The organism is Pseudoalteromonas luteoviolacea NCIMB 1944 (genome assembly GCF_001625565.1).
Lineage (GTDB): Bacteria > Pseudomonadota > Gammaproteobacteria > Enterobacterales > Alteromonadaceae > Pseudoalteromonas > Pseudoalteromonas luteoviolacea_F.
This window is the reverse complement of sequence record NZ_AUXS01000097.1, coordinates 197,161-209,413: the sequence shown is the minus strand read 5'-3', so window position 1 is coordinate 209,413 and position 12,253 is coordinate 197,161. Positions and strand designations below refer to the sequence as shown.

Sequence of the window (12,253 nt, the reverse complement as noted above, 5' to 3'; positions counted from 1 at the left end):
CACATGTTAAAAAAAATCTTAGTCGCAAACCGAGGTGAAATAGCCTGTCGAGTCATGCGCACAGCAAAACGCTTGGGATTGAGCACTGTGGCAGTGTATTCAGATGCAGATGCCAACGCACTTCATGTCAAGCAAGCTGATGAAGCCTATCATATTGGCCCTGCACCAAGTAAAGATTCCTATCTTGTCAGTGAACGTATTTTAGAAGTAGCCAAACAAAGTGGCGCTGATTGCATTCATCCTGGATATGGGTTTTTGTCTGAAAACGATGCTTTTGCAAATGCATGTGAAGAAAACAACATTGCTTTCATCGGCCCGCTTGCCAGTTCAATTGAAGCCATGGGTTCAAAAACACGCGCCAAAGAGATCATGGCAGAGGCCAACGTCCCGTTAGTACCGGGTTACTATGGCCAACAACAAGACACTGAATTTTTAACTGCTGAGGCAGAAAAAGTCGGCTACCCTGTGCTGATCAAAGCTGCATTTGGTGGTGGCGGTAAGGGTATGCGAGTAGTCCGAAACGCCGGTGAATTTCTCAGCGCTTTAGAAGGTGCAAAACGCGAAGCTTCGGCAAGTTTTGGAAATGACTTAGTTTTACTTGAGCGCTTTGTCGATAAACCACGCCATGTAGAAGTACAAGTTTTCGCCGACAATCACGGCAACTGTGTGTATTTGGGAGATCGAGATTGCTCCCTACAACGACGCCACCAAAAAGTCATTGAAGAGGCACCTGCTCCTGACTTAAGCGAGGCGCTGCGTAAAGAAATGGGCGAAGCCGCTGTACGCTGTGCTCAGGCAATTAACTATCGCGGTGCCGGTACTGTAGAGTTCTTATTGTGCGGCGATGAATTTTTCTTTATGGAAATGAATACGCGCCTACAAGTAGAGCACCCTGTTACGGAAATGGTGACAGGTCAAGATCTTGTCGAGTGGCAAATTCGTGTTGCCAACAACGAACGTTTACCGCTGTCTCAAGCACAAATCTCTTTACAAGGTCATAGCTTTGAAGCGCGAATTTACGCGGAAGATCCTGAAGAAAACTTTATGCCCTACTCTGGCACATTGGCCCATTTGAGTTTCCCTAAAGCCCAACGTGGCGTACGCATTGACACAGGCGTGCAACAAGGTGATGAAATAAGCCCATTTTACGACCCGATGATTGCCAAACTGATTGTTCATGGCCACGACAGACGTACGGCGTTGCTGAAGCTCAGATCAGCACTAAATGAAGTACACTTAGCGGGCGTAAAAAGTAATATTGCATTTTTACATCACCTAGCAGAGCACCCTACTTTTATGGCTGGTGCACCCGATACACACTTTATTGATACCCAAACTGAAGAGCTTACTGCCTCTAAAGCACCTAGCGATACCTTGGTGTGCCTTGCAAGTATTGCTTATCTTGCGCATAAGCAAGCACCGAAAGTAAATTCACCGTGGCAGCAAGTCGGCTTTAGACTCAACCAAACACGTAAACTCACCGTGCCATTTATTGATCACTTTGTTGTAGCTCAAGCCGAGGGCCATCACTGGCAAGTGCATTATCATGATTATGAACACCGCGTTGAGGCAAAGCTAGAAGACCATCAACTTATCGCAAATGTAGATGGAAAACGCATGGTCGCGGATGTACTTATCGATGAGTCTAGTATCACGGTCATGTATGGACCTTACCAGCACACCTTCGAATTAAAGACTAAGCACTATGTAAGCGAGCATGAGCATCAAGAAGCACCGCTTGCAGCCCCTCTCAATGGCACTGTTGTCAAACACCTGCAAGAAGTTGGTGCACAAGTCAGCAAAGGCGATCCAATCGTGATAATCGAAGCGATGAAAATGGAATATACTTTAAACGCGCCTTTTGATGGCACTTTATCAAGTTACTGCTTTGATGAAGGTGAACTTGTTAGCCATGGGGCAATGCTCGCAATCGTCGAGGAGGCATAACATGGCCAACTATCCGGCAAAGGTTAAAATTGTAGAAGTCGGTGCTCGTGACGGCTTACAAAATGAAGCCTCAGTCAGTACACAAAGTAAAATATCACTCTTGAATGCGCTGGCTGATGCCGGCCTCAAACATCTTGAAGCAGGCGCATTTGTATCTCCTAAATGGGTGCCTCAAATGGCAGATTCCGCTCAGGTGATCCAAGGGATAACACGTACACCTGGCGTTGAGATTAGTGCGCTGACACCAAATCTAAAAGGTGCCGAGTTGGCGCTTGAAAATCAAGTTGATGAATTTGCAATTTTCACGGCGGCAAGTGAAGCTTTCACGCAAAAAAATATCAATTGTAGCATTGAAGAAAGTATCGAGCGCTTCAGGCCTGTTGTTGAACTAGCTCAAAAAAACAACATCAAAGTAAGAGGTTATGTCAGTTGTATCGCAGGCTGCCCTTACCAAGGAAAAGTTGAGCCCGAGCGCGTTTTAGAGGTATGTAAACAATTGTTGGCACTTGGTTGTTATGAGATAAGCCTAGGCGACACAATCGGTGTTGGCACCGCGAATCAAATAGGATCATTGCTAGAATTGCTACTCGAACACATCCCAGCACAAAGGCTTGCGGTACATTTCCATGATACATACGGTCAGGCATTGGCAAACATTCACAAAGCTTTAGAGATGGGTATTGCAACAATCGACAGTGCTGTAGCTGGCCTAGGAGGCTGCCCTTACGCTAAGGGAGCGTCAGGAAATGTTGCCACTGAGGATGTCATTTACTTGCTGCAAGGACTTGGCATTAGTACCGAAATTGATTTAGAAAGGCTAGCAAAAGCAGGTTGGCAAATTTGCGATGCACTCAATAAAGAGCCTGTCAGCAAGGTTTCTTTAGCATTAAAAAATACGTGCCAGTCTTAACAACAAGACAATTTTGACAACGAGGAGTGGGCTAATGGCCGGTTTCGATAAAGTAGTTTCTAGCTACGAAGAAGCAATGGAGGGTCTCAAAGATGGAGATACCATTATTGCCGGTGGTTTTGGACTGTGTGGTATTCCAGAAGGTCTGATAGCTGAGATAAAGCGCAAACAAACAAAAGAACTAACAGTTGTTTCTAATAACTGTGGTGTCGATGATTTTGGTTTAGGTATCCTACTTCACGATCGCCAAATCAAAAAAATCATTGCCTCTTATGTTGGTGAAAACGCGTTGTTCGAACAGCAACTACTTGATGGCATTATTGATGTAGAACTCACACCACAAGGCACACTCGCTGAAAAGATGCGTGCTGGTGGTGCGGGTATCCCAGGATTCTATACTGCAACAGGCTACGGTACACCTGTTGCTGAAGGTAAAGAAGTCAAAGAGTTTAATGGCCGTCCTTATATTCTCGAAGAGTCTATTACAGGTGAATTTGCCATCGTAAAAGCTTGGAAAGCCGATCGTTATGGCAACTTGGTATTCCGCCATACAGCGATGAACTTTAATCCAATGGCTGCAACTGCGGGTAAAATTACCGTTGTTGAAGTGGAAGAGATTGTCGAACCAGGTGAATTGGAGCCAAGCGAAATTCACACCCCTGGCATTTATGTAAACCGTGTTATCAAAGGTGACTTTGAGAAACGCATTGAACGTGTTACTACGCGCAAGTAAGGAGATCACCATGGCTTTAAATCGTGAACAAATTGCAATGCGCGTAGCGCAAGAGCTTCAAGACGGGTACTACGTTAACTTGGGAATTGGTATTCCGACTCTCGTTGCTAACTATGTTCCTGACAATATGGAAGTAATGCTGCAATCAGAAAATGGTCTTTTAGGTATGGGTCCGTACCCAGAAGAAGACCAGGTTGACGCAGATATGATCAATGCGGGTAAAGAAACCGTGACAGCTGCTACAGGAGCGGCTATTTTTAATAGCGCTGAAAGCTTTGCCATGATACGCGGTGGTCATGTAGACTTAACCGTACTAGGTGCATTTGAAGTGGATCAAAACGGCAACATTGCCTCGTGGATGATCCCGAAAAAGTTAATCAAAGGCATGGGTGGTGCGATGGATTTAGTCGCGGGCGCACAAAATATTGTTGTGACTATGACCCATGCTAGCAAACACGGCGACTCTAAATTACTTGAGTCATGCACACTGCCTTTGACTGGGGTAAATTGTGTGAAGAAAATCGTCACCGACCTCGCCGTGTTAGAAGTTAAAGATGGCGCATTTCATTTGCTTGAGCGCGCGCCAGGTGTTAGTGTTGATGAAATAATCAGCAAGACTGCAGGTAAACTAATCGTTGAAGGCGATATACCTGAAATGCAGTTTGCTTAACCTAATTATTCGTGGTTCAACATCATAGTTAATAACTAACACAATTGTACCGACCTCATTCCCAGTGCCAAAGGCGCTGAGTTACCCAAAACCCCTCGCAAGAGGGGTTTTTTTTCTTTGCCCGACGCATCTTAGCTCCCTCAATTTGAAAACCAAGCCCATTTACGCACTTTTTCATACAACAACATCTTGTAACACTTCAGCGCCATACTCAGCCTTGAAGATCTCAGCAAGGTCTCCATATTGGAAGTATGAGCTGTTTTTACCTATCAGAGTAAAACAAGTAGGCAAGTAAACTTTTAAAGAGGTGACTATGAAACGCGTGTTACTTTTTCTGGCAACAAACTTGGCCATTATGGTTGTGTTGTCCATCATTCTATCTATCCTAGGAGTTTCGTCGAGAAGCTATGCCGGCATGCTGACGATTGCCGCAGTTTTTGGTTTTGGCGGTGCATTTATCTCACTATATATTTCAAAATGGATGGCAAAAAAGTCTACTGGGGCTTATGTCATAGAGCAGCCTCGCAATGAGACTGAACAGTGGTTAGTCAGTACTGTGGCAGAGCAAGCGCAAAAAGCAGGTATCAAAATGCCTGAAGTTGCAATTTACGATAGCCCAGAAATCAACGCTTTTGCGACAGGCCCAAGTAAAAACGACAGCCTTGTCGCTGTAAGCAGCGGACTACTTGCAGGTATGAGCCAAGGTGAAGCTGAGGCAGTGCTCGCGCACGAAGTATCTCACGTTGCCAATGGGGACATGGTAACCCTGACTCTTATTCAAGGTGTAGTAAACACCTTTGTTATTTTCATTGCCAAAGTGCTCGCCAATATTGTGGATGGCTTTTTGAATGGTGACGAAGAGAATGAAGGACATAGCTGGACTTATGTGATATTCGACTTGCTCTTCCAAATTCTATTTGGGTTCTTGGCGTCAATGATTGTTGCTTACTTTAGCCGCAAACGAGAATATGCAGCCGATAAGGGGGCTGCTGACCTAGTTGGTGCACATAAGATGAAAGCAGCCCTTGAAAGATTACGTAACAACCAAGAATCCAAGTTAGACGGACAGATGACAGCATTTGGTATTGCATCAGGCAAAAGCGTTGTAGATCTATTTGCATCACATCCGCCTTTAGAACAGCGAATTTCTGCCCTATCCTAAAATTTTGATGTAAATATTATGTTTATTTTATAACCACAGGCCCTAACGGGCCTTTTTTAAGACGATTTACAATAAATTAAATTTAGTGCCTAACTTCTATATTTTTATCATAAACAGTTATAAAAAATTATATGCATATACAACAACGTCATATAATCTATTTTTCCTGCTATTTTAATAAAAGCAGCACTTAAGTCTTCACTTAAAACCTAAAATAGGTAAAATACCCCCTCATTTCTTAAACAAATAGCTGCAAACGTTGCTTTTTGGTTATTTATTAACCGAAATATAACTGTAATATTAGCCGAAACCATACTTTTTGCGTGTATCCATTCAAGGCCCACTTGTTTAAAATATGTAACCCATTTTATTGACATAAAAGCAATATTGTATCTACGTAAGGTAAAAGAAGTATGCTGATCAAAACCCGATTACTCATTTCATTTATGCTGATTGGTTTATTACCGGCTGGTATATTAGCAATGGTTTCATTATGGACGGCGTCTTCAGCGCTTGAACAACAGGCATATAATCAGCTTACTTCCATCAAGCAAATAAAACACAAACAAATTGATGATTATCTGACAGCGAGAAAAAGCGACCTATCTGTCATTGCAAAAAAATGGCAGCTACTGGTAGAACAAAACCCAACTCTAACTAATGCTGAGCTGGCACATAATTATCATGACTTATTTGACACCTTTATCACACAAAAAGGATTTTACGATTTCTTTGTTATTGAGCGTGACGGCTTAATTAGCTACACAGTTGCTCGAGAGTCTGATTACCAAACTAATCTCGTAACTGGCCCTTTCAACAACTCCGGTTTAGCCACACTCTTTACTCAAGTCGTATCTTCGCGAAAATTTATCCTTGCTGATTACAGCGCTTATGCTCCGAGCAACAATGAGCCAGCCGCATTCATAGGCATCCCAGTGGTTATTGATGGTCAAGTCAATTCGGTGCTTGCATTACAGCTGTCTATAGATGCTATCAATGCGATAATGCAACAACGAGATGGCATGGGTGAAACGGGTGAATCTTACCTCGTTGGCAACGATTTCCGCATGCGTTCTGACTCATATTTAGATCCCATCAACCATACCGTGATCGCCAGTTTTGCAGGCTCAGTTGAAGCAAATGGCGTAGATACAGTTGCAGTTAGAAAAGGTTTACAGGGTATCTCTGATACGGAGATCATCATTGACTACAATGGCAACCCAGTTCTGTCGGCCTACCTTCCGTATACATTTGCAGGATTAAAGTGGGTACTATTAGCTGAAATAGATAAAGCCGAAGCATTTGCGCCCGTTTACAAATTATACTGGATTATTGCCGCTATCTTCTTCGCCACAATTTTGTCTGTTGCCGTCGCAACCGTTTTGATTGCTCGCTCGGTACTAAAGCCACTTGGCGGTGAACCCATTGAAATGCGTAAGATAAGCGAACGTATCGCTGCTGGCGACCTGCGTGAAGAGTTCGGTCATGATGAACATGCCATTGGTGTGTACGGTGCAATGAGGCAGATGAATGCTTATTTAACCAGTGTGATTGGAACCATCGTAGAAACAACCACGCAGCTAGCGTCGACAGCGACACAAACAAGCGCTGCGAGTGAGCAAGCAAATGCAAGTTTGCAAGAGCAGCACGCCAACATTGAACAAGTTGCAGAGGCAATTCAACAGACTTCATACTCAATTGATGAAGTTGCTACCAATGCACGAACAGTTGCTGATTTAAGTTTAGATGCAGAGAGAACCTCGTTATCTGCAAATCAAACACTAAGAGATACTGTGATCCAAATGGAGTCTCTCAATCAAGCAGTCGAAAACTCAGAAACAGCCATAAAAGAGGTTGAGTACAATACACAAAATATCAGCCGTGTGATAGAAGTGATCCAAGCTGTAACGGAGCAAACTAACCTATTGGCACTGAACGCCGCCATAGAAGCGGCTCGTGCCGGTGAGCATGGCCGTGGTTTTGCTGTAGTTGCAGATGAAGTCAGACAGCTGGCGCAAAAAACACAAGCATCCACTGCTGATATTGAAAACATGATTGCAAATCTGCAATCAACATCTCAAACTGCTGTATCGGAAATGCATGCGTCTGCTGAAGCGACTCGCCAGACAATTACCGCGGCCAATGACAGCGCGTCGTTATTGGAACAAAGCGTAAATCAAATTAACCAAATTGCACAGAGCGCTCAAACAATAGCGCAAGCGGCACAAGAGCAATCGGCCACAACAGAAGAGATTTCATATAATGTTGAATCTATCAGACAGGCTGCACTTGATAACGCAGCTGGTGCAGATCAAGTAACCAGTGCGAGCTTAGAACTTGATAAACAATCTAAAACGCTTAAACAAGTTACCTCCGCATTTAAACTGCCGCAACAATTAAATTAAACTCGGACATTGGTATGCAAGCGCTTAATCGCGCTTGCTCAGTCCAAACGTGAATACAGTAGCAATGACCAGCATGGCACTTGAGATCATCAAACACACTTCCAAGCCATATAGCTGATATACCAAGCCAGATAGGACTGTACCTAATAACCTTCCCATGGCATTGGCCATATAATAAAATCCGACATCCATAGAAACACCGTCGCTGTCGGCTATTTTCACAATTAAAAAGCTGTGCAAAGAAGAGTTAACAGCAAATACAGCACCAAAAATCAGTAGGCCAACCACTATCACCACTTTAGGTTGCCATTGTACCCATAAACCGAGTGCCAACAAAGCTGGTATAACTGACAGTAATCCGACCCAAAACAACGCCTGCCCGTAACTACTTCCCCTATTAGCAGTGATCTTTGGAGCATTCGCTTGCACAACACCATATGCAATGATCCAACTCGCCATAAAACCGCCAACCCACCAGTGATCCCAGCCAAATGTTGAGGCCAAAAACACAGGCAATGCGACTACAAACCACACATCTCTCGATGCAAATAAAAATAATCTCGCCCCAGCCAATAAATTCAACTGGCGGCTTTTCGAAAGTAGTTCACGAAATTTTGGTTTGCTCTTTTTCTTGCCCAAGTCTTGTTTCAATAACAACAAACTTGATAACCAAGTAAAGGTTAACATTGCCGACATAAACCACAATGCACCTTGAAAACCCATTAATGAGAGCAGTAATCCGCCGAGAAAAAACCCCACACCTTTTAAAGCGTTTTTAGAGCCAGTTAATAGCGCTACCCACTTATACAAGGTATTGTCTTGATCTTTGGGCACCAAAAGCTTGATGGCACTTTTGGCGCTCATTTTATTGAGGTCCTTTGCAATTCCAGACAGAGCCTGCGCCACCATAACATAAGCAATGGTTAGTAGCTGTTCATCTAGGGCCAGCATAGTCACGGCAACAATTTGTAAAAAGAGACCAATGTTCATGGTCTTATTAAGGCCCAATCGTGCACCTAACCAACCGCCAAGTAGGTTTGTGACAACACCGAAAATCTCATAGAACAAAAATAAAGATGCGATGGCAAGCGGGCTATAACCCAATTGATGAAAATAGAGAACCACCAGCATACGCAGTGCACCATCAGTCAAGGTGAAAGACCAATAGTTACCGGTGATCACCAGGTACTGCTTGATTTCTGGAGACAGCCTGGCCAATAGTGACTGCGTCATAGTATTACCCCCAGCGCTTTTCAATAACTAAGCGGACTAAGTCAGCAGTTCTATTTGCATATCCCCATTCGTTGTCATACCACACATAAAGTTTCACTTGTGTGCCGTTTACCACCATGGTTGAGAGTGCATCAACAACGGCACTTCTTGGGTCCGTTTTATAGTCTATTGATACCAATGGACGAGTTTCATAACCTAGAACCCCCGCCAATTCACCGTTTGCTGCTTGTTCCATCCAACCGTTGATCTCTTCTGCACTGGTTTCACGACTCACTTCAAAAACACAGTCGGTTATCGACGCATTAGTTAAAGGTACGCGTACAGCATGACCATTTAACTTGCCTTTTAACTCTGGGAAAATATGTGTGATAGCTGTCGCTGACCCTGTCGTAGTCGGGATCAAACTGGTTCCACAAGAGCGTGCTCGGCGCAAATCTTTATGAGGTGCATCAATGATAGTTTGGGTATTGGTAATATCATGGATGGTTGTCATAGAGCCGTGTTTAATACCAATATTATCTTGAAGTACTTTCACCACTGGCGCTAAACAATTAGTCGTACATGAAGCTGCGGTGACAATTGAATGCTGTTCAACATCATAATCTTCATGATTAACACCCATTACGACATTCAATACACCCGCTTCTTTTACCGGTGCTGTGACTACAACTTGCTTTACGCCTTGGGCGAAATACGCGGCAAGCTTTTCTTTTGTTTTGATTTTACCTGATGCTTCTATCACCAAATCACACATAGACCAGTCATTTTCTGATACTGATGTTTGTTGAGTGACACTAATACGCTTTCCTTCAATGACCATGTCATTTTCTTCACTCAGGGCTTCGTGTTGCCATTTACCATGCACTGAATCAAAGTTCATCAAATGCGCCAATGTATGTGCATCTCCCGCTGGATCATTGATCTTTACCAACTCAACCCCAGGTGAATTCCACAGCGCACGCATGGTTAAGCGACCCATTCTGCCGAAACCATTGATCCCTACTTTAACTTTCATCGTTCTTTACTCCAATATTCAATTTGATTGGTACAAAACACTGGTGACTGCCTTGCTGTGCTGTTCAATCTACCAAAGCGATACGCTAGGCTCACCAAGTTATGGTCATTTAGATGCCGACCTCAATATGCGATAAATCATATATTCATTTTTTCGTATATGCAATCACGAATTTGTAATGATTTTGTATCATTTTTATTAATTTTATTTGAAACTTTTTTTCGATTTACTACCATGAAATTAGCAGTAACAAGTAATGTAAAATTGAAAGGAGTTAATCACTATGAAGCTTAAAGTTACCAAAAAGCCACTGAAAAAGTTAAGTTACGATAGCCTACCCCTTGATAAGAAACTGACTCCACTAGTAGGTGGTGCGGGTTTAAGTAATGGCCCAACCCAAGAATGCGAAACCTATTACCACTGCGATTCTGAGACCCCATAACCAATAGATAGACCCCTGCAAGCGTTGTCTTAACATTGAGATGACGTTTGCCCTCTCCCGCCAAATTTGCCTATTCAAAGACGATTAATGTTAAACTAGAGCCAATCCTAGTTGTTTCGAGTATTTAAGATTGGATAAGAACACCTACATCCCAGAAAACTTTATCGAAGACGTTAAAAGCTACCTACCTACACATCTGAATTTAGATGATTTTATTGCATACTGCCAAAAGCCATTGAGATTATCAGTGCGCGTAAACACACTAAAAATGTCTGTCGAAGCATTTGAACTCGAAGCAAAAAATCTCGGTTGGCAGATAACCCCTGTTCCTTGGTGTCCAGAAGGGTTTTGGGTAGTACGTAGTGAAGAAGAACAAGCGGCTCTGCCAATAGGCAACACTGCATTGCATTTAAGCGGGTGTATTTACGTTCAAGAAGCCAGTTCAATGTTACCGCCGTTAGCACTGCGAGAAGAATTAATAAACATGGACACTGATCACTATGCGGTGTTGGATATGGCTGCTGCTCCGGGCTCCAAGACGTCTCAGCTGAGTGCGCTCATGAACAATAAAGGTTTGCTTGTCGCCAATGAGTTTTCATCGTCACGGTTGAAGGTATTAGCTGCAAATATGAAGCGAATGGGTATAGCTAACTGCGCCTTATCTCATTTTGATGGCCAAATATTTGGCGACTACATGTATGAGTGTTTTGATCATATTCAGTTAGATGCCCCCTGCTCTGGTGAAGGTACCGTCAGAAAGGACGCCAACGCACTTAAAAACTGGTCTATAGAATCAAACATTGACATAGCCGATGTGCAAAAAAGTCTTATTAGAAGTGCATTCCTCGCATTAAAACCTGGAGGCACACTGATTTACTCTACTTGTACATTGACACCGCTCGAAAACCAACAAGTCTGTAAATATCTGCTGGAAGAATTTAACGATGCGGTGGAAATCATACCTTTAGATGACCTATTCGAAAATGCAGACAAGGCCACAACCAGTGAGGGTTATTTGCATGTCTGGCCACAGATATTCGACAGCGAAGGGTTTTTCATTGCCAAGTTTAAAAAACGAAATTCGGTCGAACATCACAAGCAAAAAGAGAAAAAAGGCTCTTTTCCATTCGAACCCTTTCCAACAAAATCACAGCAAGCTTTCACTAGCTATTTAAAAAAACAGTTTAAAGTTGAACAACTGCCTGGCGTGCTTATGCAAAGAGACAAAGAACTTTGGTTGTTCCCAAGTAAACTTTTAGATGTTCAAAATAAAATTAAATATGCACGTTTAGGTGTAAAAATCGGCACAATCCATAAAAATGGAGTGCGTTTGGAACATGAATTGGCGACTGCATTTGGCCACTTGGCTGTCACCAATGCCTATGCACTCAGCGATCAGCAAGCAGCTGATTATTTTCAAGGGAAAGACGTCCGATTAGAAAAACCGACTAACGAAACTGGTGAAGTCATTTTAACGCTTTGTAATGCGCCTGTAGGGTTGGGTAAATGGCAAAAGGCAAAGATTAAAAACAACCTACCGAGAGACTTAATTGCTCAAGGCCAGTTGATAACTTGGGTATAACCTGATTAGAACTTTTTGACAACTTTAAGATTATTAATTCATATAGATGTAACACACTGTTTTATCTATGTTTTAAAAATGTCACTCTGTTTGTAACTTTTGTGGAGCGTTAACTACACTTAAAGAACTTTCTACTTCTCCCTTATGTAATAGA

10 protein-coding genes are annotated in these 12,253 nt (G+C 42.9%); 8 read left to right on the top strand and 2 right to left on the bottom strand.

The annotated features are described in order from the left end of the window. Positions 1-3: 3 nt before the first annotated feature. The 6 genes from N483_RS25900 to N483_RS25875 all read left to right on the top strand — a co-directional run bounded on the left by N483_RS25900 (position 4) and on the right by N483_RS25875 (position 7,827). Entirely contained in the window at positions 4-1,947 is a 1,944-nt protein-coding gene (locus N483_RS25900) for an acetyl/propionyl/methylcrotonyl-CoA carboxylase subunit alpha (protein ID WP_023400455.1), read from the top strand. Between the two features lies 1 nt (position 1,948). After that, entirely contained in the window at positions 1,949-2,857 is a 909-nt protein-coding gene (locus tag N483_RS25895) for a hydroxymethylglutaryl-CoA lyase (protein ID WP_023400454.1), read from the top strand. 34 nt (positions 2,858-2,891) lie between these two features. Next, on the top strand, positions 2,892-3,590 hold the full coding sequence (locus N483_RS25890; RefSeq protein WP_023400453.1) for a CoA transferase subunit A: 699 nt from the start codon (positions 2,892-2,894) through the stop codon (positions 3,588-3,590). Between the two features lie 10 nt (positions 3,591-3,600). Next, a complete protein-coding gene (locus tag N483_RS25885; RefSeq protein ID WP_023400452.1) occupies positions 3,601-4,260 on the top strand; it encodes a CoA transferase subunit B in 660 nt (219 codons plus the stop codon). A 313-nt stretch (positions 4,261-4,573) separates the two neighbouring features. Further along, entirely contained in the window at positions 4,574-5,422 is an 849-nt protein-coding gene (gene htpX, locus N483_RS25880) for a protease HtpX (protein ID WP_023400451.1), read from the top strand. 413 nt (positions 5,423-5,835) lie between these two features. Continuing rightward, positions 5,836-7,827, top strand: a complete 1,992-nt coding sequence (locus tag N483_RS25875) for a methyl-accepting chemotaxis protein (protein WP_023400450.1) — start codon at positions 5,836-5,838, stop codon at positions 7,825-7,827. A gap of 24 nt (positions 7,828-7,851) precedes the next feature. Here the strand turns inward: N483_RS25875 and arsJ are convergent, their stop codons facing one another. After that, entirely contained in the window at positions 7,852-9,060 is a 1,209-nt protein-coding gene (gene arsJ / locus N483_RS25870) for an organoarsenical effux MFS transporter ArsJ (protein WP_023400449.1), read from the bottom strand. A 4-nt stretch (positions 9,061-9,064) separates the two neighbouring features. Next, positions 9,065-10,075, bottom strand: a complete 1,011-nt coding sequence (locus tag N483_RS25865) for an ArsJ-associated glyceraldehyde-3-phosphate dehydrogenase (protein WP_023400448.1) — start codon at positions 10,073-10,075, stop codon at positions 9,065-9,067. A gap of 283 nt (positions 10,076-10,358) precedes the next feature. Here N483_RS25865 and N483_RS27180 point away from each other — a divergent pair, with 283 nt between their 5' ends. Together N483_RS27180 and rsmF are read left to right on the top strand one after the other, a co-directional pair. Then, positions 10,359-10,517 carry a hypothetical protein gene (locus tag N483_RS27180; protein WP_023400447.1) on the top strand — a complete coding sequence of 53 codons (159 nt, stop codon included), beginning with the start codon at positions 10,359-10,361 and terminating at the stop codon, positions 10,515-10,517. Between the two features lie 130 nt (positions 10,518-10,647). Beyond that, a complete protein-coding gene (rsmF, locus tag N483_RS25860) occupies positions 10,648-12,099 on the top strand; it encodes a 16S rRNA (cytosine(1407)-C(5))-methyltransferase RsmF (protein ID WP_023400446.1) in 1,452 nt (483 codons plus the stop codon). Positions 12,100-12,253: the final 154 nt, after the last annotated feature.

Bases quoted from the DNA above. Each gene is read 5' to 3' on its own strand.
- N483_RS25900 (WP_023400455.1), top strand. From the start codon at position 4: ATGTTAAAAAAAATCTTAGTCGCAAACCGAGGTGAAATAGCCTGTCGA.
- N483_RS25895 (WP_023400454.1), top strand. From the start codon at position 1,949: ATGGCCAACTATCCGGCAAAGGTTAAAATTGTAGAAGTCGGTGCTCGT.
- N483_RS25890 (WP_023400453.1), top strand. From the start codon at position 2,892: ATGGCCGGTTTCGATAAAGTAGTTTCTAGCTACGAAGAAGCAATGGAG.
- N483_RS25885 (WP_023400452.1), top strand. From the start codon at position 3,601: ATGGCTTTAAATCGTGAACAAATTGCAATGCGCGTAGCGCAAGAGCTT.
- htpX (WP_023400451.1), top strand. From the start codon at position 4,574: ATGAAACGCGTGTTACTTTTTCTGGCAACAAACTTGGCCATTATGGTT.
- N483_RS25875 (WP_023400450.1), top strand. From the start codon at position 5,836: ATGCTGATCAAAACCCGATTACTCATTTCATTTATGCTGATTGGTTTA.
- arsJ (WP_023400449.1), bottom strand. From the start codon at position 9,060: ATGACGCAGTCACTATTGGCCAGGCTGTCTCCAGAAATCAAGCAGTAC.
- N483_RS25865 (WP_023400448.1), bottom strand. From the start codon at position 10,075: ATGAAAGTTAAAGTAGGGATCAATGGTTTCGGCAGAATGGGTCGCTTA.
- N483_RS27180 (WP_023400447.1), top strand. From the start codon at position 10,359: ATGAAGCTTAAAGTTACCAAAAAGCCACTGAAAAAGTTAAGTTACGAT.